This window comes from Tsukamurella pseudospumae, assembly GCF_001575205.1.
In the GTDB taxonomy this organism is placed as follows: domain Bacteria; phylum Actinomycetota; class Actinomycetes; order Mycobacteriales; family Mycobacteriaceae; genus Tsukamurella; species Tsukamurella pseudospumae.
Genome location: NZ_LSRE01000012.1, coordinates 237,275 through 260,208, shown reverse-complemented (window position 1 = coordinate 260,208; position 22,934 = coordinate 237,275). Strand labels below are relative to the sequence as shown.

Sequence of the window (22,934 nt, the reverse complement as noted above, 5' to 3'; positions counted from 1 at the left end):
CATGACCGTCACCGGCGCACAGGTCGCCGCCTTCCTCGGCCAGAGCGATGACGTTCAGCTCGTCGCTCTGGCCGACCAGGCGGCCCAGGTGGTGACCGCGATGGCGCGGGCGTACGTGCGCGATGAAGGCTTCACCGGCACCGAGCCGAACGACCAGATCGCGGCCGTCATCACCACCGCCGCCGCCCGCCTAGCCGTCCACCCCGAGCAGCTGGCAACCGATGTGGGCAGCGTGTCCGTGCGCGGCGGGTTCACCGGCTGGACCCTCGCCGAGCTGTTCGTGCTGAACCGGTACCGGAAGCGGGCGATCTAATGCTGTGGCCGCACCGCATCCGCGTCACCTACTCGACCCCGTTCGACCCTCCGCAGTACAACGAAGACGGAAACGAAATCTACGACGAGGTCGACAAGGTGGTGCCCGGCCAGGTGGTCCCGCTCACCGGCGGCACTCGCACCGAACTCGGGCACGCTTACACCGAGACCAGGTATCAGATGCTGCTGGCACCCGCGCTAAGCCTGCCGCTCAAGTCGGTGGCGGTCGGCTACGAGTGGAACGGCGTCCAGCTCGATCCCGAAGGCGCACCCGAGCGGCACATGCTCGGCGGGCGGCTTCACCACTACGAGGCGGTATCCAAGAGCCTCACCTAGACGGGCTCGGTGGGGTTCCTATCCCCCTGCTGCCGAGCAAGGCACGTGGACTTTGGTCCCTTTCACCCGTGCCTGCGCCCCCACCCTCAGCGGGTGGGGGCGTTTCCCGTCTCGATGCCTCATGCGTGCCTCAACTCGGTACGACAGCCACGGATTCCCACGGACGGTGATAGACAGTCTGCGCAGGTCACGCACCACATGCAGATTCACCTACACCTCCTAGAATCGGCTTCAGCGATCTTGTAAAGCGAAGGTCGTCGGTTCAATCCCGACGGGGGGCTCCGCGAAAGGATGGCGATGTCCACAACGGTCCCGGTCATCCTGATCACCGCGCTCGTCCTCGGCCTCGTCGCCGTGGTCTTCGGCCTGGTGTACCTCTGGAACTCGAAGGTCGAGGGCACCGAGCGCGAGAAGAAGATCGACGGCTTCTTCGACAGACTCAGCGACCGGTTCTTCGACCGCTGAGCGTCACTCCTCGTCGGGCGGGACGATCAGGTCCGCCAGATAGGCGTCGAAGGACTCGGCGACGGGGTACTCGATGTCGATCCGCTCGGTGTCGATGACGGTGACCGCAGGGTCGATGCGCAGGCCGGCCGCGTCGGCCGGCGAGCGTCGGTAGTCGAGGCACAGGTCCCAATGACCGTCACCGTCGAAGGAGATCAGCCAGTCCGGATCCGACGGGGTCGGGATGTCCGCGTCCTCGTCCTCCCACTGCCACCACGCCTCTTTGGCGAGGTGCGGAAACTTCTCACCGATACCCCGGATCTCGCCGTGGACGATGTCGTAGTCGCGATCCTGAGGCAGGGTCATGCGAATGGGGCCACCGTTGCGATGGGCCAGAAGCGCCACAAGGGAGGAGGGCAGCCGCACTCCCAGCGCGCGCTCCGTGGCGTCAAGGATCTCCGGCGTGAGCGGATCCTGGATGTACGGCTCGTAGCGGTCCTCCGACCACACCTTCTCCGGCTCCATGCCGTCAGCGTAAGGTCGTCGACCCGAGCATTCAAACGCACCAATGATAAATCCGTTATGGTGCACGTCATGGATGGTGGACTCTACGAGGAACTGGAGGCCCACACCGAGGTGCGCCTCGGTCTCGCTGCGGCGAACGCGCTGAGCACCATGCGGTCGCAGTGGACGTTCGTCGGCGGGAACGATGAACTCGTCGGGGAGCTCACCGCGCAGCTCGCGGCGAGCGATCCCTACCGGAGCTACGCGGCGAAGGTCCTCGAGCTCGCCGACGACCATCTCACGCGGATCCATGACGGCTCGGAGCCCTTCGTCGCAGACAAAGCGTTCACCCCCGAGGACGCGCGGGCGTTGGAACGGGCCGCCCTCGTCGCGCTGACCCTCGACGCGGACTGGGCCGCACCCGTCCCCCGCATTCTGGCGCGGGCGTCGGTCGCCCCGGATCCCGCAGTGAAGGCGGTTCCATCGCAGGCCGCGGCCTTCGCGATGGCGCGCGCCATCCTGGCCGCCCCCACGCCGGAGTCCGTATCGGCGCTCGCCGAGGCGACCAGCAACACCCGACATGCGGGCATCAAGAAGAAGTTCACGCGGTACACCAGGGACGCCCGGCGCCGCATGGCGACCCGACCCGAGGTGGCCCTTCGCCTGGACACCGAAGGTCCGACGAAGGCGCAGCTCACCACCTGGCTGAAGTCGTTGGAGGGTTCGTGGGCGGTCGCCGCCACCTGGCCGGCACAACGATGGACGCACGCCGCCTTCGCGGCCCCCGTCGTGCGGTACAGCGAGGCATTGATCTGGCAAGTCGTCGAGGGCCCATCGCTACTGGGCCGGCCGGGTGAATTCCGCGACCCGACGGGCACGCCGGTACAGGTCCCCGACGATGCGCGGGTCCGGCTCTGGCACCCGGCGGCGTCGACGGAGCCCGAACGGGCCGCATGGCGGGAACACGTCCGGGAGTCGAGGCTCGAACAGCCCTTCCCCCAGGCCTTCCGCGAACGCTACGAATCGTCGGACACCGACCGGTTGGTCGCCGCCGGAAGCGTGCACGACGTCCGACAGGTGCTCGGTCTCTACCGCTCCGAAGGCTGGCAGCACGACGGTGACGGCACCATCTCCCGCGGCAATCAGGCCGCAGTGGCCTCACTGGGGTTCGACGCCCCGATGTACCCGGGTTCCGGCGTCGAGCAGTGCCATCCGCTCGGATTGACCGTCGGCGCACCGTCGTTCACCGCGCAGGGCATCCGGACACTCGATGCTGAACCCGATACGGCGGCACTGTCGGAGCTCCTGCGGTCGGCCGACCTCATCCTCAGCGCATCGACGATCGCGCTCGACGAGAACGAGGACGGATACGAGTTCGGCCACGGGACGCGCGGCGCACAGTCACCCGCAGGCGTACTCGCCACCCGCAGAGTCGTTCTCGAACACATCCTGGCCGAACTGCCGACCGGCGCAGCGACCGTCACCTCCCGGCATGTGGAGGTGAACGGACACCGCGTGAGCATCGCGACCGGCCGCGTCACACACGACGGCGACCCCGTCGAGGTCACGCCTCGCCGCCGCCACGGACTGTGGCAGCCGGCCACCGACCGGCTGCTCACGACCATCGTCGGCACCGTCGTCGCGCTGCTCGACGACGCCTGACGGCGGACCGTCAGCCGCGCAGGGCGGAGGCGAAGATACCGGGCAGCTTGAGCCACGAGGGCTTCGACACGAAGTCCGTCAGGCGCTTGCCCGTCACCGCACCGGTGCGGTTGGTGACGAACCACGGCGGCTTCGGCGACATCGACAGCTCGCCGCCGACGAACGACCGGGGCGACGGCCGGAACGGCCCACGCACGACGGTGCGCTCGACATCGTCGAGGAGCAGCGCGTTGTGCACCACGCCGATGCCACTCTGCACGTCGTCGATGGTGTGGCCTGGGAACGCGCCCCACGAGGCGCGGGCCGTCAGGTAGCCGACACCGGTCCAGGCGTTCACGGCGATCGTGCCGTAGCGCAGGTCGGTGATCGCCTGGTCGAACCGGTCTCCGAGGGCCTTGATCGTGGACGGGTCGGCCACGATGTTCACGCCCAGCGTGCCCTCGAAGTCCTCGTTCGCGGCCCGCACGGCGTTCGCGAGGAAGGTCGCCGCGTCGCCGGGCAGCTCGAGCACGCCGTAGACGGGCGCGAAGTACTCGGTGTGCAGGGCCTCCTCGGTCTTGTCGGCCCGGAGACCGAACACGAGGGTGCGGGCACCGTCGGGACCGGCGGCCTGCGCCTGCGCGCCGTAGCCGGCCCGGGCGGCGGCCACGCGGTCGGCGGAGCCCGGGTAGTAGTCGCGGCGCTGCGGGGCGCGATCGAAGGCGGCGCGCAGCTCGGTGAGGAACTGCTCCTTCTGCGGCCAGTCGGCGCTGATCACGGCCACCTGCGAGGCGACGCAGTTGTAGCCGTTGTTGTGCAGGCGCTGCGTGGCGAGGTGCTCGGCCTGGAAGGTCAGGTCGGCACTCGACCACTCGCCGGGCACGACGATGGTCGGCGAGACGCCGCCGAGCTCGCTGGTGATGGTCTTGTCGAGGAGCGGGGCGTTCGCCGCCTTGCGCTGCGCCCCTTCGTCTCCCGTGCCGAAGACGATGGCGTCATGAGTGCGGGCGCTGCCCGTCATGTGCACCGTGGTCACACCGGGGTGGTTCACGAGGGCACCACCGACATCGGCGCCGCCGGTCACGATGCGGACCACGCCGTGCTCGATGAGCGGCGCGAACGCGGCGCGGAAGACGTCCAGCAGCGGGTCCGTCACCGGATTGAGCTTGAGCAGCACCACGCGGTTGTCGGCGTACAGCTGGTACAGGGTGTCGAGCGGCGGGATCGAGAAGATGTTGCCCGCGCCGAGGACGCCCGCAACACCGTGGGTGATCGTCGGATCGAGCTCGCCGAGGCCGGCGCGCTCACGCACCGCAGCGGCGTCGACGCCCGGCACGGTCCAGACCTGCGCCGAGAAGCCGCTCATCAACAGCTGATCGAACACGGTGTGCGGCAGCACCTCGACGGCGGACCGGCCGCCCGGGGCAGCGGTCACGGTGAAACCGTCGACGGGGCTGCGCCCCTCCTCGAGCGCCTGCAGCGACGCGGCGAGCGCCTCGCACGCGGTGATCACGGAGTACGGGCCGCTGAGCCACTCCTCGCCCAGCAGCGTCGAATCGGCGGGCAGGCCCTTGATCCCGGCCGCGGCGTCCACCCACTCCTGGGCGACGGCCGCGGTGGCCTCGCGGACGGCGTCGAGCAGGGCGCGGCGATCGGCGAGCGAGGTCGCGGCCCAGGTCCGCTCCCCCTGCTGCAGGTCCGCGACGGCGGCGTCCAAGATGTTCTCGGTGGTGGTCATTGCTTCTCCTCGCGGGTCATCGATCCTGTGAGCCCTGTCACGTCTCGCTCCATCCAGTGTGGTCCTCACGGAGGGCCGGCGCATCGTGCCGGAGCTACGGCCCGCTTGCGGTCGCGTTGTGCGCAAGCACACTCGACGCCGGAGGTCGCGCGCTAGCATCGAGGCGTGTTGACGATCACGGCCCCGGCCGGCGCCTCCCCCGCGGAGTTCGCCCGACTGCTGATGGCGGACCTGGAGCCACTCACGGATGAGCTGGTGCGGCGCATCCTCACGGGCGAGCACGCCTACGCCGAGAGCACTCTGCTCAGCGCCGAGGAGCTCCGCGAGGCTGTGCACACCAACCTCGATTCCGTCCTGCGCCAGCTCGCCGGCGAGCCCGACCACGGCCTCCACGCCGCCCGCGCCACCGGCCGCCTCAAGGCCGAGTACGGCTTCCCTCTCGCGGCGCTGCTGCACGCGTACCGCCTCGCGGGGCGACTCGTCTGGGACCACATGCGCGCCGCCTGCACCGAGAACCCGGAACTGCTCCCGGACATCGGCGCGGACGTGTGGCGGATCATCGACGACTACTCGACCGCCGCCACCGAGGAGTACGGCCGCGCGGTCGCCGAGCGCACCGGCCGCGACGCGGAACTGCGGCGCGTCGAGCTGCGGGCCCTTCTCGACGGGGTGCTCGAGCCCGGCCGGCTGCACGCCGCGGCGCAGACGCTGCAGCTGCCGGCGACGGGCGTCTTCCTCGTGGTCTGCGCGGAGTCCGGCGGCGCCACCGAGCCCCTCGCGGGGATCGAGCGCCGGCTGCGCGACAAGAACGTCGTCTCGTACTGGACGTCCGAGGTGCACACCCGCGTCGGCCTGCTCAGCCTGAGCACCGAGCACGTGCTGCCGCAGGTGCTGGACCTGCTGCGCCGCGAGGCGGGCGGGCGGGTCGGCGTCAGCGCGCGCTTCGCCGCGCCGCTCGGGGCACGGGCCGCCGTGCGGCAGGCCGAGCTCGCGATGACCGGCATCGAGCCCGGCGAGACGACCGCCGCGGCGTACGGCCAGGCAGCACTGCCACTGGCGCTGGCACACACCCCGGACGCGGCCCGCGAACTGCGCGACGCCGTGCTCGGGCCGGTACTGGCGCTCCCCGACCCCGACCGCGACGCGCTCATCACGACGGTCCGCGCCTGGTTCGACTGCGGCGGCTCCCTGGCCGCCACGGCCGAGCGCCTGCACTACCACCGCAACACGATCAACCACCGCCTGCGCCGCGTGGAGCAGCTCACGGGCCGCGACCGGTCCGACCCGCGCGCCGCCGCCGAGCTGTACGCCGCGGTCCTCGCCGACCGGCTCTTCCCGCTGCCCGAGGAGTAGCCCGGTCCGCGGTCCGCGGTCACGGATCCCCGAGAAATCATTGCGACCCGCGTCACATCGCCCTACACTCAGTCATACGACCGACTGTATATGCGGTGTCGCCGCGGACAGGAGCCCCTCATGACCGACTCGCCCGAGACCCGCCCCACGGACGCGGCGGCCGCACCGTCGGACCCCGGGACCGCGCAGCCGAGCACCGAACGGGCCACCGTCGTCGTCGTGGGTGCGGGGATCGCCGGACTGCGCGCAGCGCTGGACCTGCACGCCCGCGGCGTCGACGTGCTGGTCCTCGAGGCCGCACCCCGCGTCGGGGGTCGGGTGCTCACCGAGACCACCGCGCTCGGCACGCACGTCGACCTGGGCGGCCAGTGGATCGGCAAGGGCCATCACCGGTTCGAGGCACTCGCCGCCGAGTTCGGCGCACAGGTCTTCGAGATGGAGACGCCGAAGATGCCGAAGCTGGTCGATGGTGCGCGCACCATCGGGATGGCGAGCCCCACTCTCCTGCTCGCCGGCGCCGCGCTCGTCGCCTGGGAGGGCGTGGTCCGGCTCGGCGGTCCGTTCGCGGGAGGCGGTTCGACGGTGGCCGACCTCCTGCGCAAGGTGCCGGGGCGCGCCCGGCGGCTGCTCGACGTGCTCATCGCGATCGCGACCACCGCCGACGCCGACCGGTTCGCGCTGCGCGACTTCGCCGCCGCCGTCCGCGTGCAGGAGGGGCTGCTGACCGCCATGTCCACCCGGGGCGGCGCGCAGGACTCCCTTGTCGTCGACGGTGCCGGCACCCTCGCGGTCCGGATGGCGGAGCGCCTCGGCGACCGCGTGCACACCGACCGCGCCGTGCTCGCGGTCCACCGCGACGACGACGGCGCCACCGTGCACACCACCGCCGGCACCGTCCGCGCCCAGCGCGTGATCGTCACCGTGCCCCCGCCCATCGCCACCGCCATCGAGCACCGTCCGGCCCTGCCCACCGAGAGGTCCCACGCCGAGCGCGGCATGTACATGGGCTCGGTCTACAAGGCGCTGGCCGTGTACGAGAGCCCCTTCTGGCGCGCGAACGGGCACGCCGAGATGATCGACATCGACGGCCCCGGCGTCGGGGTGTTCGACACCACGCCACCGTCGGCCGACGGGACCGGGCCCGGGCACCTGTGCCTGCTCGTGGGCGGCGCCGACGCGCGCTCCCTCGACGACCTGAGCCCGGCGGACCGTCGGGAGACGATGCTCGCTCGGCTCGCCGTGCACCTGGGCGAGGGCGCCAAAACCCCCGCGAGCTGGCACGAGAAGTGCTGGCACCGCGACGAGTACGTCGGCGGCGGCTACCTCGCCGTCCCCGACCCGAAGGCGGGAGCGATGCCCTTCCCACTCGGGCACGCCCCGGCGGGCGTCGTCCACTGGGCCGGCACCGAGACGGCGGCGGAGCACGCCGGATACATCGAGGGCGCCCTCGAATCGGGCGAGCGGGTGGCCGGGGAGGTCGCGTCGGCACTACGGTGATGCACCGAGGAGGTGCCCCGACATGAAGCCCGCGTTCCGCGATCACCTCGCGCACGCCGTCCAGTCCCTGACCGGCCGGAACGCAGCGACCGTCGACACCGCGGGAATGCCGGTGCTGACGCCGCTGCAACCGGTCGACCTGCGCGACAACGAGACGGTCGGCGAGGTCCTCGAAGTGGCCATGAAGGTCGGCGAGGTCCTGCTGGACTCGGGGACCGGCGCCGTCGACACCGAGGCCCAGGTCCGCTACGTCGCCGCGACCTACGGCATCGACGATGTCACGGTCACCGTCACCTACAACGCGATCACCGTGAGCGTGCAGCGCGGGCGGGGACTGCCACCGTCGACCTACACGCGGACGGTGAGCCACCGGTCCCTGGACTACACCCGGCTCTCCCAGGTCGACACGCTGGTGCGGCGGATCGGGCGCGGTCGGATCCGGCCGGACCAGGCGCTCTCCGCGCTGGAATCGATCATGACCGCCGGGCACCCGTACCCGCGCGCCGTCGCGACCTTCGGCTGGGCACTCATGGCGGGCGCGCTGACCCTGCTGCTCGGCGGCAAGCCGGCGCTCGCGGCCGTCGCCTTCGCGACCACCGCGGTGATCTACGTCGTGAACGTCCGGCTCAGCAACTGGGGGCTGCCGTACTTCTTCCAGCAGGTGGTGGGCGGTTTCCTGGCGACTCTGCCGGCGGCGCTGATCTACCGGCTGTCCATCGAGTTCGGCTGGGACGTGCAGCCCTACCGGGTGATCGTCGCGGGCATCATCGTGCTCATGGCGGGGCTCTCGCTCGTGGGCTCGGTGCAGGACGCCATCACCGGCGCGCCCGTGACCGGCGCGGCCCGGTTCTTCGAGGTGGTGGTGTTCACCGGCGGCGTGGTCGCGGGCGTCGGCATCGCGCTGCGCGTCACCAGCGAGCTGGGTGCCACCCTGCCCCCGCTGCAGCAGCAGCCCTTCGACTACGCGCCGCTGCCGATCCTGGTGGCGACCGGCGGCGTGGCCGCGGCGGCGTTCGCGCTGGCCGGGTACGCGCAGATCCGGGCGCTCACCGCGTCCTTCCTGGCGGGCTGCTTCGGGGCGCTCGTCGCGGGCTCCATCCTCAACCTGGGCCTCGGGCCGATCGTCTCGTCCGTGGTGGCCGCCACCGTCGTCGGCCTGGCCGGCGGTCTCCTCGCCCGACGGGCCGTGGTCCCCCCGCTCATCGTCGCCGTGGCGGGCATCACCCCGCTGGTGCCGGGTCTCGCGGTCTACCGCGGGCTGTCGGAGCTGATGGAGGGGCAGACCACGTCGGCGCTGACGAACATGGCGACGGCGCTGACCGTCGGCTGCGCCTTGGCCGCAGGGGTCACGCTCGGCGAATGGGTGGCCCGCACGATCCGGCGCCCGCACATCGCGCCGATCGCGGTGCTCCGCCGCCGCCGAGTCCGCGAGTGAGCGGATCCGGGCCACCCGGGTAAGCTGGCCCGTGCTCGTCCCTTACCGATACGAAGGTGTGTTCATGCCCCCGAAGACCACGCAGGACATCAGCGAAGACGATCTCGAGCCCGTGGGCGACGAGACCGCGCGCCAGGCCCAGCGGGTCGTCGCGGCGTACGCGGAGGACGCCGACGAGTGCCGGATGCTGCTGTCGATGCTCGGCATCGGCGTCAAGGAGGCGTAGCCCTCCATGCCCGCTGCGGCGTTCGGAACATCTGATTTCGTCGTCGTGGCGAACCGGCTACCCGTCGACGTCGAGAAGGCGCCCGACGGGGAGCTGATCTGGAAGGAATCCCCGGGCGGGCTGGTCACGGCCCTCAAACCCATTCTCAGCGCGCGCAACGGCGCGTGGGTGGGCTGGCCGGGCGCACCCGACATCGGGGACGGGGCCGACGATCCGATCCCCGGCGAGGACATGCTCCTCGTGCCCGTGAAGCTCAGCGCCCAGGAGGTCGAGGAGCACTACGAGGGCTTCTCCAACGGCAGCCTCTGGCCGCTGTACCACGACGTCATCGTCAAACCCGAGTACCACCGCGAGTGGTGGAACACCTACGTCGAGGTCAACCGTCGCTTCGCGGAGGAGACGGCGCGCGTCGCCGCGGAGGGCGCCACCGTCTGGGTCCAGGACTACCAGCTGCAGCTAGTACCGAAGATGCTGCGCATGCTGCGGCCCGACGTCAAGATCGGCTTCTTCCTGCACATCCCGTTCCCCCCGGTCGAGCTGTTCATGCAGATGCCGTGGCGGCGCGAGATCATCGAGGGCATCCTCGGCGCCGACCTCGTCGGCTTCCACCTGCCCGGCGGCGCACAGAACTTCCTCTACCTGGCGGACAAGCTCGCCGGGTACGCCACCAGCAGGAACTCGATCGGGGTGCGCTCGAAGTTCGGCGTGGTCACCGTCGGGTTCCGATCCGTCCGGGTGGGCGCGTTCCCCATCTCCATCGACTCCGCGGAGCTCGCCGCGACCGCCAAGCTCCCGGAGACGCGCAAGCGCGCGCGGGCCCTGCGCAAGGAGCTCGGCGACCCGGAGAAGATCATGCTCGGCGTCGACCGGCTCGACTACACCAAGGGCATCGACGTGCGGCTGCGCGCCATCGGCGAGCTGTACCAGGAGGGCCGGCTCGACCCCGAGCGACACATCTTCGTCCAGCTGGCGACCCCATCGCGCGAGCGCGTCGAGTCGTACCGGGCGATGCGCGACGACATCGAGCTGCAGGTCGGCCGGATCAACGGCAACTTCGGGCGCATCGGCCACCCCGCCATCCACTACATCCACCGCCCCGTTCCGCGCCGCGAGCTACTGGCCTTCTTCGCCGCCTCCGATGTCATGCTGGTGACTCCGCTGCGCGACGGCATGAACCTCGTGGCCAAGGAGTACATCGCGTGCCGCACGGACTCCTCCGGCGCGCTCGTGCTCAGTGAGTTCACCGGCGCCGCCGCCGAGCTGCGCCAGGCGTACCAGTGCAATCCGCACGACCTGGAAGGCGTCAAGAACGCCATCGACGAGGCCGTGCACCAGGATCCCGAGGACGGCAAGCGCCGCATCCGCGCCATGCGCCGCCAGGTGCTGCAGTACGACGTCGACCGCTGGGCCCGCTCGTTCCTGCAGACGCTCGCCGGCACCGTCGACGAGACCCGGGCATGAGCCTGCACGCGGCGCTCGGGCGGTTCGCCGCGCTGGGCACGGTCCTCGTGGCCACGGACTACGACGGCGTGCTCGCGCCGATCGTCTCCGATCCGGCCGCCGCGTTCCCGTTGCCGGGATCCGTTGCGGCACTGACCTCCTTGTCCGGGCTGCCGGGCGTGACGGTGGCCGTGGTGTCGGGCCGGGACCGCGCGACGCTGGGCCGGCTATCGGGCGTCGCCGCGCCGATCGTCACCGTCGGCAGTCACGGGGCGGAGTGGGCCGAGGGCTTCGAGGCCGCGTTGGGAGCGGACCTGCTCCAACTGCGGTCGACGGTGCTGTCCGCTCTGTCCGCGATCGCCGACCGGTTCCCGGGCGCGGCCGTCGAGCCGAAGCCGCTGGGCGGCGCGCTGCACGTCCGGAACGTGGTGGACCCGGCCGCCGGCGCGCAAGCCCTGCAGGAGGCCCGACGGGGCCCCGCCGCCCTCCCCGGCGTGCACGCCACGGAGGGCAAGGCCGTGCTGGAGCTGACGGTGCTCGACGCCTCGAAGGGCCGCGCCCTGACGGTGCTCCGGGAGCAGGTACGCGCCGACGCCGTCCTCTACCTCGGCGACGACGTGACCGACGAGAAGGCCTTCGCCGTGCTCGATGCGCCCCGCGACGTGTCGATCAAGGTCGATTCGGATCCGGCCGTCGTCACCGCCGCCCGGTTCCGCGTGGACGGGCCGGCCGAGGCGCGGTCGGTGTTCGAAGAGCTGGCGGCGCTGCGGCGCAGCTGAGCGGGCGGAGGGGCGCGTGTCGTTCCGAACAGCCATGCGTCCGGCGCATGCCCGACGTTTTCGCAGGTAGAAGCCATTTTTCACCGGACTTGCCATGCGTGTCACGCTTGCCTCACCACACTCGTTCCGGTTTCGCGGGGCGTAGAACCGAAGCTCCGGGCGGCGTCCGGGCAAGGTCAGGAACGCCAGTGGTCGCGGCGGTTCGGGCGCAGGTATGCACGAAACGCATACCCCGAACAACGAAACAACCCTTTGACCGGCAGATTCGAGGGTATACGTGGGGTGTATAGCTACTCGGCAGGACACGTCCCACGATGACCGCGCGCACCGCACGGACGCGATCAGGCGATCGGGATCAGGGCGTACGGATCGTCGGCGGGGAGGGGCGCGAGGCTGTCGGCGGTCACCGTCAGGCGCTCGAACCGGATGGACCCGCCGTGGTTGTCGAGGAAGGCGATATCGGCGGCGTCGCGGCCGGTGGCGATCCGGACCATCGCGGCGCGGGGGGCGAGCCCCGTCGCGTCGAGCACCCACCAGCGGCCGTCGACCATCACCTCGGCGACGGCGTGGAAGTCCATCGGGTCGCAGCCGGGCGCGAAGACCGCGGACATCCGCGCGGGCAGCTTCAGCGCGCGCAGCAGCGCGATGGTCAGGTGCGCGTAGTCCCGGCACACGCCGGCGGACGCCAGCAGGGTGTCGGAGGCACCGTCGACGGACCTGCTGACCGGCAGGTAGTCGAGCCGCCCCGCCACGAACTCCCGCACCGCCACGGCACGCTGCGCGTCGCCGGTCACGCCGGCGAACTGCTTGGCGGCGAACCCGAAGAACCGGTCGACCTCGCAGTACCGGGAGGGCCGCAGGTACAGCGAGCGCAGGTACTCGTCGACGGGCTCGGGCAACGCGAACCCCGCGACCTGCGCGTGGTACTCGAGAAGCACCTTGCCGGGGGCAGCGTCGACGCGATGGATCCGGCCGCCGTGCGGCCCGACGACCTCCCGGACGGGGAGCGGCGCACCGTCGAGCGTGACGACGAGGGACTCCTGCAGGGCCAGACCCGGCACGCGCGCGACGGTGGCCTGGTACTCCAGGACCGTGGGCGCGACGACGGTGCACGCGACGCGCGCCGACATCGTCCGCGCGCCGGGAACGACTACTTCTGGTGGAGCGCCGACATCGATTGCCACGTCGGCCAGTCTAGGGTCCAGTCGTAGATGTCCCCGTCGGCCTCCGACAACTCGATCGACGTGCCCGTGACCTCGACCGGGTCACCGAAGATCGCGCTCTGGAAGTAGGTCTGGGCGTTCTCGAGCGACAGGTTGATGCAGCCGTTGGTGACGTTCGAGCTGCCCTGGTTCCCCACGGTGCCCGGGTTGGCGTGGATGAACTCGCCGTTGTTGGAGATCCGCACCGCGAACCGCTCGTGCACGTTGAAGTACCCGGCGGCGGGGTTGGACATGTAGAAGTCCTCGTGCTTCTCGCTGACCACGTGAATGCCGGACCGCGTGATGTTGCGCGGCAGATCCGCCTCGCCGTAGGAGCAGGGCAGGTCGAGGAAGACCTGGTCGCCGCGCATCACCCGGATCCGGTGCGACGGGGCCGAGGCCTTGACGATCTGCGACCGGCCGATCACGAAGCTGCTGGTCACGTCGTCGGCGCCGTACTTGCCGCCGCCGTGGTCGAGGCCGTACAGCTTGCCGGTCATCGACACCCTGGTGCCCGGCTTGTAGTACTCGCGGGGCCGCCAGTGCGCGCGGGAGCCGTTGTCCTCGGGCAGCCAGGCCCAGCCACCCTCGGTCGGCGGGGTCGTGACGACCTGCAGCGCCTTCTCGACGGCCGCCTTGTCCTGGACGGTGCCCGCGAACTTGAGGATCAGCGGCGCGGCGATACCGACCTCGGCATCGTCGGCGATGTTGATCTGGACGGACATCGTCGAGTCGGGCGAGACGACGGTGACCTTGCCGCTCAGGCTCGACCAGGTCCCGCCGGCACCGTCGGCGGCACCGGACCAGGCGTAGGTGGCGCCGTAGCCGAGCGGCTCCGCGGAGGTGTACGTCACACCGTCGGGAGAGGGGGTCAGTTTGACCTGTTTCCCGGTAGCGGTGTTGGTCAGCGCCACGCCCGGGCGGAAGGTGCCGCCCTGGACCCGCACGGAGACGGGGTCGCGGGGGCCGATCTGCTTGTCTCCGGACGGCGTGTAGCTGAAGGTGGGGGCATCGGCCCTGGTCTCGGCGGTATCGCCCGGCTTGTTGCACGCGGTCGCGACGACGGCCACCGTCGCCGCCGCACCACCGAGGAAGGCGCGCCGACCGAAGGGCGCGCGAAACATGTCGAACACCGTATGGATTCTACCGGCGTGACGAGGGCAGTTCCGCACCCACGAGGACGGGCTCCGGGTGCAGCTCGACCCCGAATCGGGCGAACACCCCATCTCGGACCTCGGCCGCCAGGGCGAGCAACTCGGCGGTCGTGCCGGTCCCCCGGTTGGTGAGCGCCAGCGTGTGTTTCGTCGACAGCGAGACGCCCGTGCGGCCACCCGCGAAGCCCTTGTGGAAGCCCGCCCGCTCGATCAGCCAGCCTGCGGACAGCTTGATCCCCGCCGGCGCGGGGTACCGCGGCGTGCTCTCGCCCGCGGCCTCTTCGACCCGGGCGACCGCGGCGTCGTCGGGCACGACCGGGTTGGTGAAGAACGACCCCACGCTCCACGTGTCGTGGTCTGCCGGGTCGAGCACCATGCCCTTGCTCCGGCGCAGCGCCAGCACCTCGGCGCGCGCCCGGGCGGGCTCGACGGTGCCCCCGGGCTCGACCTCGAGCGCGCGCGCGAGCTCGCCGTACCTGATCGGGGCCGAGGCACCGTCGGTCAGCGCGAACCGGACGCGCAGGACGACGTCGGCGGGGCCGTTCGCGCCGTGCTGCTTGAGCCGGGACGTGCGGTAGGCGAGGCCCAGAGTCTCGGGCGCGACCCACGCGGTCTCCCCGGTCGCACGGTGGTAGAGCTCGACGGCGTCGAGCCACGCCGCGACCTCGACGCCGTACGCGCCCACGTTCTGCACGGGCGTCGCGCCCGCGGAGCCGGGGATGCCGGAGAGGCATTCGAGGCCGCCGAGGCCGGCGTCGACGGACGCCGCGACGACGTCGTCCCAGACCGCGCCCGCGTCCGCGGTGAGCGTCATGCCCTCGATCTCGATCTTCTCGCCGCGCAGATGAACGACGGTGCCGTCGAAGCCGGCGTCGGAGACCACCAGGTTGGAGCCGCCGCCGACCAGCAGCACGGGCTCGCCGGCGGCGTCGCACCGCGCGACCTCCCGCGCGGTCTCGGCGGCGCTCTCGCACCGCACGTAGGCGCGTGCGGGGCCGCCCAGGCGCAGCGTGGTCAACTCCGATAGCAGTTCAGGCACCCCGCAACGGTAACGTGTCCCCCCATGACTACCCGTCTCGAACGCTCGCTCGACTACGCCACCGGTCCGGCCGCCCTGCACGCCGCGTTCACCGACGCCGCGTACTGGCCCGCCCGCGTGGCCGAGGTCGGCGGCGAGGGCGCGCGGGTCGCGGAGCTGACCGTCACGGGCGAGGGTGCCGGCGCGTCGGTGCGCGTGCTCGTGGTGCACGTGATCGGTGAGGACAAGCTGCCGCCCGTCGTGACCGCGATCCGGCCCGGCGGCCTGGAGATCCACCGCGTCGAGGAGTGGGGCCCGTTCGACGGCACCCGCTGCGAGGGCCGCTTCTCCGCCGACATCCAGGGCGTGCCCGCCCAGCTGTCCGGCACGACGGTGCTCGAGGGCGCGCCCGGCGCGGACGGCACCGCCCGCATCACCGCCGACGGCGAGGCCAGCGTCTCGATCCCGTTCGTCGCGAAGAAGGTCGAGTCGCTGGTGGTGGAGAACCTGCAGGAGCTCATGGAGAGCGAGCGCGAGTTCACGCTGCAGTGGATCGCCGAGCACTGATCCCCGAGTAAGGTCTCCCCTCATGGCACGACGTCTCAGCTATTCGGCGCGCTTCCCGTTCCCCGCGCAGGTCTTCTACGACGCGTACTCCACCAAGGAGTACTGGACCGAGAAGATGACCGACTTCCGCAACCTCACCCCGCTGTCCGAGCTCACCGAGTTCGACGTCGACGACGAGGGCATCACGGTCGTCCAGAAGCAGAACCTGCCGCACGAGTACCTGCCGCCGATCGCGCAGGGCGTCGTGAAGAAGGACATGATCATCACGCGCCAGGAGTTCTACGGCGCGTGGGACGGCGAGCACTCGATCGGCGACTACAAGGCGTCGATCCCCGCGGGCCCCGGCTCGCTCAAGGGCGAGGCCGACCTGTTCAACACCGAGACCGGCTGCACCATGCGCTACACCAGCGTGGTGAAGGTGTTCGTGCCCTTCGTCGGCACCAAGCTCGAGCAGCTGATCCTCATCAACCTCGTGGACCTGTTCCGCGCCGAGGCCGAGTACCTCAAGTACTGGGTCGACAAGCACTGACCCGTGGCCGCGCCGCAGGGCCGGATCACCCGCGGCACGACCGGACTCAACCGTCTCCGGCGCAGTGACCGCTGGTCGGCGCACTCCCCCGCCGTCGTGGCGGCGCTCGCCGGCCCCGCTCCGCTCGCCGTCGACGTGGGCTACGGCGCCCGTCCGAACACCACCCTCGAGTGGGCGTCCTGGCTGCGCCGCGTCAGTCCCTCCGTGCGGGTCACGGGCTTGGAGATCGACCCCGCGCGGGTGGTCCCCGGCCGGGACGGTGTGGAGTTCGCCCGCGGCGGCTTCGAGCTGGCGGGCCTGCGCCCGAACCTCGTGCGGGCCTTCAACGTGCTGCGACAGTACGACGAAGCCGAGGTGGCCGACGCCTGGGCGACGGTGGTCTCGCGGCTCGCCCCGGACGGGGTCTTCATCGAGGGCACGTGCGACGAGCTGGGCCGACGGTGCTGCTGGCTCACCCTGGGTGCGTCGGCGGACGCCGCTCCGGTGCCGCGCACGCTCACGCTGGCGTGGCACCCGGGATTCACCGACCACCCCTCCGACCTGGCGGAACGGCTGCCGAAGGCCCTCATCCACCACAACGTCCCGGGCGAGCGGATCCACGACCTGCTCACGCTCGCGGACCGCTGCTGGGACGAGTCCGCCGGTTACGCGCCGTACGGCAACCGCATCCGGTGGCGGGCCGCCGGGGCGGTGCTGGCCCGGCGGACCGACGGTGCCGCCCGCCCGCCGCGTCGCCCCGTCCGGGACAACCTGCTCACGGTCGACTGGGAGCTCGTCGCGCCGTAGTCGGTTCACGATCTGGACTTCTGCGGCACAGGACGTGCCACACGCGGCCCTGCACTGCCGCAGAACTCGACATCGTGAGCCGCGCGACCTATCGAACGCGAGTCAGTAGTGTGGTGCGCATGACATCGCTGACCGTCGCGCTGGCGCAGATCGAGGCCACCGCAGATCCCGCCGCCAACGCGGCGCTGGTCGAGGACGGTCTGCGCCGCGCCGCGGACGCCGGCGCGCAGCTCGCGGTGTTCCCCGAGGCCACGATGTGCCGGTTCGGCGTCCCGCTCGGACCCGTCGCCGAGCCCCTCGACGGCCCGTGGGCCACCCGCATCGCCGCGGCGGCCGCCGCCACCGGCGTGCACGTGGTCGCGGGCGTGTTCACGCCCGGCTCCGACGGCCGCGTCCGCAACACGCTGCTGTCCGCCGCGCCGGACGGCACGATCGCGCACTACGACAAGGTGCACCTCTACGACGCCTTCGGCTTCGCCGAGTCGCGCACCGTCGAACCGGGTGACCGGGCCGTCATCGTGCACGTCGGGGAGGTCGCCGTCGGGCTGAGCACCTGTTACGACCTGCGTTTCCCCGCCCTCTACCAGGCGCTCGCCGATGCCGGCGCGCAGGTGATCGTCGCGCCCGCATCGTGGGGCGACGGCCCCGGCAAGCTCGACGCCTTCACCACGCTGGCCCGCGCCCGCGCACTCGACTCGACCACGTTCGTCGTCGCCGTCGACCAGGCGCGGCCCTCCGACGCCGAGCCCGGCAGCGCCCCGCGCGGTGTGGGCGGCTCGCTGGCCGTCGGGCCCGACGGTGCCGTGCTCGCCTCCGCGGGCGCCGCCCCGGAGCAGATCGTCGTCGACCTGCCGCTGGACCGGCTCGACGAGGTGCGGGCCGTGCTGCCCGTGTTGACCAACCGTAGGGACTTCACCGTCTCCACCCAGGGATGAGGAACAATCGCCACCGATGGACACGAACCCGAACCACCCGCAGAACCCCGGCCCGCAGCATCCGGCCCCGCAGAACGTCGGCCCGCAGGACGGCCTGACGCGGCCGATCGAGTCTGCGGCGCGGCCCTCAGGCGCGCACGCGCGACCCGAGCCCGGCCAGCAGCCGCCGGTGCCGCCCGCCCAGATCCCGCCCAGCGGACCGTCGGGACAGGGAGGCCCGGGCGGCCCCGGTAAGCCCCCGAAGGCGAAGCGGTCCACCGGCAAGCTGATCGGATTGATCGCGGCGGGACTGGTCGCGCTCGTCGTGATCGCGTTCGTCGGTATCGAGCTGTACGTGCGCAACCACATCGAGGGTTGCCTCGCGGACAACATCAAGGGCGGCGCCAAGGCCAACGACGTCTCGGTCTCCTTCGCCAAGACGCCCATGCTGATCCAGAACGCGAGCGGCAAGATGTCGTCGATCGACATCAACATCGACGGCATGCAGGGCACCTCGGGCCTCAACGTGCACATCCTGCTCAAGGGCGTCGATCCCAGCGGCGACAACAAGATCGACGACGCGACCATCCTGGGTGAGTTCACCGCCGACGGCATCAAGAACAAGGTCTCGCAGGTGCCCCTCCTGTCCGACCCGAAGGTCACCCTGAATCCGTCCGCCAACCAGATCGAGATCACGACGGGCCTCATCACGATCAATCTCACGCCGTCCATCAAGGACAACAAGGTGGTGCTGACCGCCAGCAAGGCCTCGATCTTCGGCTTCGGCGTCCCCGACGATCTGGCGCAGCAGGTGATCACCGCGATCGCCGACATCCCGACCCCCAACGGCCTGACCGCGAGCGACCTGAAGATGACCGACCAGGCCGTCAGCGTGCGCTACTCGGGCCAGAACGTGCTGCCCAAGGACATCGAGAGCGGCAACGACGTGGGCGCCACCAACTGCTCGGTGCTCTGACGATGCTGCTGCCGGCGGCGCTGGCGACCCGGGTGCGCTGGGGGATCATGCACGGCCTCCCCCGGCGCGCCCTGCCGCGGCGCGCCGAGCGCGGCGACCGCATGGCCCAGATGCTGCTCGGCTACGGCGAACCCGGGTCGCAGTACGAGGTCTTCGACGCGCTGCGGGCGGAGGGGCCGCTCGTGCGCAGCGAGGTCGGCGCCACCACCGCGGATCACGCGGTGTGCCGGGAGATCCTGCGCGACCAGCGCTTCGGCACCGTCCAGACCGCGGACTTCGGTTTCCCGGGGCCGCTGCTCCGTCTCCTGGAGCTGCTCGACCCGCAGCTGCCCAACCCCGTCGAGCCGCCGTCGATGCTGGTCAGCGAGCCGCCGGCGCACACTGCCTACCGACACCCGATCGCGAAGACCTTCACGCCCCGGTCCATCGAGCAGCTCACCGACCGCGCGCGCACGGTGACCGCCTCGCTCCTGGACGCGATGGCGGAGGCGCCCGCGCCCGACCTGGTCCGCGACTTCGCGGCGAGGCTGCCGGTCACCATGATCGGGCGGCTCCTCGGCCTGCCCGAGAAGGACGACGACTACATGCTCGAGTGGGGCGAGGCCGCGGCGCCGCTGCTCGACCCGGGTCTGTCGTGGCCCGTCTACCGGCGCTCGCAGGTCGCGCTGACCGGGCTGCGCGAGTACCTCACCGCGCACTTCGCGCGGGTGCGCGCCGACCCCGACGCCGACGCCGACCATCCGTTCGCCCTCCTCGCCTCGAGCGGCGAGCTGTCGGACCGCGAGCTCATTGCGAACGCGGCGCTGCTCATCGGGGCGGGCTTCGAGACGACCGTCAACCTGATCGGCAACGGCATCGCCCTGCTGCTGGCGCACCCGGACCAGCTGGCGATCCTGCGGGAGCGCCCCGAACTGTGGCCGAACGCCGTCGAGGAGGTCCTGCGCTTCTCGAGCCCCATCCAGCGCACGGCGCGCGTCGCGCGGGAGGACGTGGAGGTCGCGGGCGTACGCATCGGACGCGGCACCATGGTCTCGCTGCAGCTCGCCGGCGCGAACCGCGACCCGAAGGTCTTCGACCGGCCGAACGAGTTCGACGTGACTCGCCCCGACGCGAAGAAGAACGTCAGCTTCGGCTACGGCATCCACGCCTGCATCGGCGCCGCGCTGGCGCGGATGGAGGGCGCCGTCGCCCTGTCCGGGCTGTTCGAGCGCTACCCCGCGGTCGCCCTGTCCGACGGTGCGCGGCATCGCGGGCTCTCGACCCTGTACGGGTACGCCGCGCTCCCGGCCCGCCTGCGCTGAGCCCGGCGCACCGTCGGGCGGCCCGACGGTGCCGGCCTACTCCGGGAAGCCCGCCAGCACGGCGCGCGAGCCGGAGAGGCCGAGCCGGTTGGCACCGGCGTCGATCATCTCCTGCGCGGCCTCGGCCGTGCGGATGCCACCGGAGGCCTTGACGCCCACGTCGGGACCGACCGCGGCGCGCATGATGCGCACCGCCTCGGCGGACGCGCCACCGCTGGGGTGGAAGCCGGTGGAGGTCTTGACGAAGGTCGCGCCGCCCTTGACGGACCGCTTGCACACCTCGGTGAGCAAGTCTGCGTCGCCGAACTCGAGCAGCGCGGCGGACTCGACGATGACCTTGAGCACGGGATCGGCGCCGATGGCCTCGCGGACCGTCAGCACGTCGGCGAAGACGCGGTCCAGCTCCCCGGCGAGGGCGAGTCCGACGTCGATCACCATGTCGACCTCGTGCGCGCCCTCCTCGATCGCCATCCGCGCCTCGGCGGCCTTGATGAGCGTGTGGTGCTTACCGGACGGGAATCCGGCGACGACGCAGGTCCGGGGAGCCCAGCGCCCGCCGGCGGCGTGCGCCTCCTGCGCGTCGATCGCGACGCGCAGCGGCAGCATCGACGGCGACAGGCAGACGGCGTAGACCCCCAGGTCCAGCCCCTCCTGGTAGGCCGCAGCAGCGGCGGCCTCGGTGGCCTCCGGCTTGAGCAGGGTGTGATCGACGAGGGCGGCGACTTCGGAGCGTGTGAGCACGTTTGAGACGATACCGTCCGTGACCCGCGATACCCGCTATGTCCTGACCCTGGGCTGCCCCGACACCACCGGCATCGTCGCCCGCATCTCGACCTTCCTCGCCGACGTCGGCGGATGGATCGTCGAGGCCGCGTACCACTCCGACGCCGACTCCGGCTGGTTCTTCACCCGCCAGGCGGTCCGGGCGGACAGCGTCTCACTGTCGCTGGACGAGCTGCGCGCGCGGTTCGCCGCCGAGGTCGCCGCGGAGCTCGGCCCCGAGACGGAGTGGCGCCTGACCTCGAGCGCCGAGCCGAAGGACATCGTCCTGCTGGTCAGCAAGGAGGGGCACTGCCTGCACGACATCGTCGGGCGGGTCGCGACGGGTGAGCTGAACGCGCGCATCGCCGCCGTCATCGGCAACCACGAGGACCTGCGCGATTTCACCGAGCGCCTCGACATCCCGTTCCACCACGTGCCCTTCCCCGGGCCGGGCGAGGACAAGTCCGCGGCCTTCGCTCGCGTCGCGGAACTCACTGATGCGCTGAACCCCGACGCGGTGGTGCTGGCCCGGTTCATGCAGGTGCTGCCTGCGGATCTCTGCGCGGCGTGGGCGGGGCGGGCGATCAACATCCACCACAGCTTCCTGCCGTCCTTCGTCGGCGCGCGGCCGTATCACCAGGCCTTCGCCCGCGGCGTGAAGCTGATCGGCGCGACCTGCCACTACGTGACCGCCGACCTCGACGCCGGCCCGATCATCGAGCAGGACGTGGCCCGCGTGGATCACGCCGACGCCGCCGCGGACATGGTGCTCCGCGGCCGCGACATCGAGAAGGTCGTGCTGGCCCGCGGCCTGCGCTGGCACCTCGAGAACCGGGTCCTCGTGCACGGCCGCAAGACCGTCGTCTTCTCCTGACGCGATTGAACACCGTTATGGAGAAACCGACCTGCGGGTTCCCCCTCCATAACGGTGTTCAATTGCGACGGTGCGCTACTCCGGGGCGCCGGAGGCGACGGGCCGACCGTCGAGGATGGAGTCGAGGAGGGCGTTGAGCTTCTCCGGCTGCTCCAGCGGGAGCATGTGGCCGGAGTCGCGGATCACGGCGAACCGGTCGAGATGTCCGGAGACGCGCAGCTCTCCCGCGATGACATCGGCGTCGGACGGCGGCGTCAGGTGGTCGTACTGGCCGACCACCACGGAGGTGGGGACGCTCAGCGTGCGCAGACCCTCGGTCACGTCCAGCCCCGCCAGTACGTGGCCCCACTCGCCCCGGACATCGGGCGGGCAGGTGGCGAGCATGTCCTCGGTGTACTTCACGGCGCCGTAGGAGGCGTAGCCGCACAGCGCCGAGTACCGGATCACCGCGGTGTGCAGCCGGTTGTTCCGGACCCGCACGGGCGCTCCCAGCACCGCGTCGCCGAGGCGGTCGGTGAAGCGCGGCACGAGTCGCGGGAGCGCGGCGAGCGGTGTCGCACCGACGAAGTTCGCGACGGCCTCGCGGGCGTAGGTGGACACGAGCACCGCGTGGTGCGCGTACCGCTCGACCTCGTCGGAGTACTTGCCGGCCCACGCCATGATCGTGATGGCGCCCATGCTGTGGCCGACGAGCAGCGCCTGCTTCCCGTCCGGCACGTGGGCCTCGAGGACGGCGTGCAGGTCGTCGGCGAGGACGTCGGTGGAGAACGCGAACGCGCCGGCCTCGGACTCGCCGTGGCCGCGCTGGTCGTAGCCGATCACGCGGTAGCCGCGCGCGACGAGGTGCTCGACCTGGCGCGGGAAGTTGGTCACGTTGCACGTCCAGCCGTGGATCAGCACCGCGAGCGGACCGTCGACGGGGCCCCAGACGCGGGTGTGCAGCCGGGTCCCGTCACCGGAGACGACGGTGCCGTCCTCGGACGGGCCGTCGTAGTCCTCGATCAGCTTGGCGTTGGCCGGCTCCGTCGGCGACGACAGCGCGTACGCGGCGGCACCGGCGGCGACCGCCGCGGCACCGGCTCCGAGGGCGCCGAGCGCACCGACGACGAGCTTGCTGGAGATCTTCATGCGACCAACCTTACTAAC

24 protein-coding genes are annotated in these 22,934 nt (G+C 71.4%); 17 read left to right on the top strand and 7 right to left on the bottom strand.

Annotated elements, in window-relative coordinates; all coding sequences use genetic code 11:
- Position 1 precedes the first annotated feature (1 nt).
- From AXK61_RS10055 to AXK61_RS25350, 3 genes are all read left to right on the top strand, one after another.
- Positions 2-313: a hypothetical protein gene (locus AXK61_RS10055; protein WP_068745109.1), complete on the top strand. Its 312-nt coding sequence runs from the start codon at positions 2-4 to the stop codon at positions 311-313.
- Positions 313-648: a hypothetical protein gene (locus AXK61_RS10050; protein ID WP_068745107.1), complete on the top strand. Its 336-nt coding sequence runs from the start codon at positions 313-315 to the stop codon at positions 646-648. Before AXK61_RS10055 ends, AXK61_RS10050 begins: the two co-directional genes overlap by 1 nt.
- Before the next feature lie 297 nt (positions 649-945).
- Positions 946-1,113, top strand: a complete 168-nt coding sequence (locus AXK61_RS25350) for a hypothetical protein (RefSeq protein WP_175399994.1) — start codon at positions 946-948, stop codon at positions 1,111-1,113.
- 3 nt (positions 1,114-1,116) lie between these two features.
- Here the strand turns inward: AXK61_RS25350 and AXK61_RS10045 are convergent, their stop codons facing one another.
- Entirely contained in the window at positions 1,117-1,617 is a 501-nt protein-coding gene (locus AXK61_RS10045) for an SMI1/KNR4 family protein (protein ID WP_068745105.1), read from the bottom strand.
- Between the two features lie 69 nt (positions 1,618-1,686).
- On the opposite strand from AXK61_RS10045, the gene AXK61_RS10040 reads away from it, so the two are divergent.
- Entirely contained in the window at positions 1,687-3,258 is a 1,572-nt protein-coding gene (locus tag AXK61_RS10040) for a DUF4132 domain-containing protein (RefSeq protein ID WP_197466786.1), read from the top strand.
- A 10-nt stretch (positions 3,259-3,268) separates the two neighbouring features.
- Here AXK61_RS10040 and AXK61_RS10035 read toward each other — a convergent pair whose 3' ends face one another.
- On the bottom strand, positions 3,269-4,975 hold the full coding sequence (locus AXK61_RS10035; RefSeq protein WP_068745100.1) for an aldehyde dehydrogenase family protein: 1,707 nt from the start codon (positions 4,973-4,975) through the stop codon (positions 3,269-3,271).
- A gap of 165 nt (positions 4,976-5,140) precedes the next feature.
- Between AXK61_RS10035 and AXK61_RS10030 the strand changes: the two genes are divergently transcribed.
- The 6 genes from AXK61_RS10030 (at position 5,141) to otsB (ending at position 11,705) form a co-directional block, all read left to right on the top strand.
- On the top strand, positions 5,141-6,328 hold the full coding sequence (locus tag AXK61_RS10030) for a PucR family transcriptional regulator (protein WP_068571106.1): 1,188 nt from the start codon (positions 5,141-5,143) through the stop codon (positions 6,326-6,328).
- Between the two features lie 120 nt (positions 6,329-6,448).
- Positions 6,449-7,825, top strand: a complete 1,377-nt coding sequence (locus tag AXK61_RS10025; RefSeq protein WP_082789294.1) for a flavin monoamine oxidase family protein — start codon at positions 6,449-6,451, stop codon at positions 7,823-7,825.
- Positions 7,826-7,847: 22 nt separating this feature from the next.
- On the top strand, positions 7,848-9,260 hold the full coding sequence (locus AXK61_RS10020) for a threonine/serine exporter family protein (RefSeq protein ID WP_068571107.1): 1,413 nt from the start codon (positions 7,848-7,850) through the stop codon (positions 9,258-9,260).
- A gap of 64 nt (positions 9,261-9,324) precedes the next feature.
- Positions 9,325-9,486 (top strand): hypothetical protein, encoded by a 162-nt coding sequence (locus AXK61_RS25345; RefSeq protein WP_175399996.1) that lies wholly within the window; start codon positions 9,325-9,327, stop codon positions 9,484-9,486.
- Positions 9,487-9,492: 6 nt separating this feature from the next.
- Entirely contained in the window at positions 9,493-10,947 is a 1,455-nt protein-coding gene (locus tag AXK61_RS10015; RefSeq protein ID WP_068745098.1) for an alpha,alpha-trehalose-phosphate synthase (UDP-forming), read from the top strand.
- Positions 10,944-11,705, top strand: a complete 762-nt coding sequence (gene otsB, locus AXK61_RS10010; protein WP_068745095.1) for a trehalose-phosphatase — start codon at positions 10,944-10,946, stop codon at positions 11,703-11,705. Before AXK61_RS10015 ends, otsB begins: the two co-directional genes overlap by 4 nt.
- 341 nt (positions 11,706-12,046) lie before the next feature.
- Here the strand turns inward: otsB and AXK61_RS10005 are convergent, their stop codons facing one another.
- The 3 genes from AXK61_RS10005 to AXK61_RS09995 are packed head-to-tail and all read right to left on the bottom strand — an operon-like array spanning position 12,047 to position 15,100.
- Positions 12,047-12,889: a transglutaminase-like domain-containing protein gene (locus tag AXK61_RS10005; RefSeq protein WP_156485627.1), complete on the bottom strand. Its 843-nt coding sequence runs from the start codon at positions 12,887-12,889 to the stop codon at positions 12,047-12,049.
- The gene (locus AXK61_RS10000; protein ID WP_082789304.1) at positions 12,856-14,031 is read right to left on the bottom strand and encodes a L,D-transpeptidase; all 1,176 of its coding nucleotides are present in this window, start codon (positions 14,029-14,031) and stop codon (positions 12,856-12,858) included. Before AXK61_RS10000 ends, AXK61_RS10005 begins: the two co-directional genes overlap by 34 nt.
- 19 nt (positions 14,032-14,050) lie before the next feature.
- Positions 14,051-15,100 (bottom strand): UDP-N-acetylmuramate dehydrogenase, encoded by a 1,050-nt coding sequence (locus tag AXK61_RS09995; RefSeq protein WP_068745090.1) that lies wholly within the window; start codon positions 15,098-15,100, stop codon positions 14,051-14,053.
- 24 nt (positions 15,101-15,124) lie between these two features.
- Here AXK61_RS09995 and AXK61_RS09990 point away from each other — a divergent pair, with 24 nt between their 5' ends.
- The 6 genes from AXK61_RS09990 (at position 15,125) to AXK61_RS09965 (ending at position 20,152) form a co-directional block, all read left to right on the top strand.
- The gene (locus AXK61_RS09990; protein WP_068745088.1) at positions 15,125-15,646 is read left to right on the top strand and encodes a DUF2505 domain-containing protein; all 522 of its coding nucleotides are present in this window, start codon (positions 15,125-15,127) and stop codon (positions 15,644-15,646) included.
- A gap of 22 nt (positions 15,647-15,668) precedes the next feature.
- Positions 15,669-16,175 (top strand): DUF2505 domain-containing protein, encoded by a 507-nt coding sequence (locus AXK61_RS09985; RefSeq protein WP_068571113.1) that lies wholly within the window; start codon positions 15,669-15,671, stop codon positions 16,173-16,175.
- Positions 16,176-16,178: 3 nt separating this feature from the next.
- Entirely contained in the window at positions 16,179-16,961 is a 783-nt protein-coding gene (locus AXK61_RS09980) for a methylase (protein ID WP_068745086.1), read from the top strand.
- A gap of 128 nt (positions 16,962-17,089) precedes the next feature.
- Positions 17,090-17,896, top strand: a complete 807-nt coding sequence (locus AXK61_RS09975) for a carbon-nitrogen hydrolase family protein (RefSeq protein WP_068745282.1) — start codon at positions 17,090-17,092, stop codon at positions 17,894-17,896.
- Between the two features lie 16 nt (positions 17,897-17,912).
- On the top strand, positions 17,913-18,851 hold the full coding sequence (locus AXK61_RS09970) for an LmeA family phospholipid-binding protein (protein ID WP_068571115.1): 939 nt from the start codon (positions 17,913-17,915) through the stop codon (positions 18,849-18,851).
- 2 nt (positions 18,852-18,853) lie between these two features.
- Positions 18,854-20,152, top strand: coding sequence for a cytochrome P450 (locus tag AXK61_RS09965; protein ID WP_197466785.1), 1,299 nt, complete (start codon positions 18,854-18,856; stop codon positions 20,150-20,152).
- Positions 20,153-20,188: 36 nt separating this feature from the next.
- Here AXK61_RS09965 and deoC read toward each other — a convergent pair whose 3' ends face one another.
- Positions 20,189-20,905, bottom strand: coding sequence for a deoxyribose-phosphate aldolase (gene deoC, locus AXK61_RS09960; RefSeq protein WP_068571486.1), 717 nt, complete (start codon positions 20,903-20,905; stop codon positions 20,189-20,191).
- A gap of 7 nt (positions 20,906-20,912) precedes the next feature.
- Here deoC and purU point away from each other — a divergent pair, with 7 nt between their 5' ends.
- Entirely contained in the window at positions 20,913-21,788 is an 876-nt protein-coding gene (purU, locus tag AXK61_RS09955; RefSeq protein WP_156485625.1) for a formyltetrahydrofolate deformylase, read from the top strand.
- Between the two features lie 75 nt (positions 21,789-21,863).
- Here purU and AXK61_RS09950 read toward each other — a convergent pair whose 3' ends face one another.
- Positions 21,864-22,916, bottom strand: coding sequence for an alpha/beta fold hydrolase (locus AXK61_RS09950; RefSeq protein WP_068745082.1), 1,053 nt, complete (start codon positions 22,914-22,916; stop codon positions 21,864-21,866).
- Between the last annotated feature and the right edge of the window lie 18 nt (positions 22,917-22,934).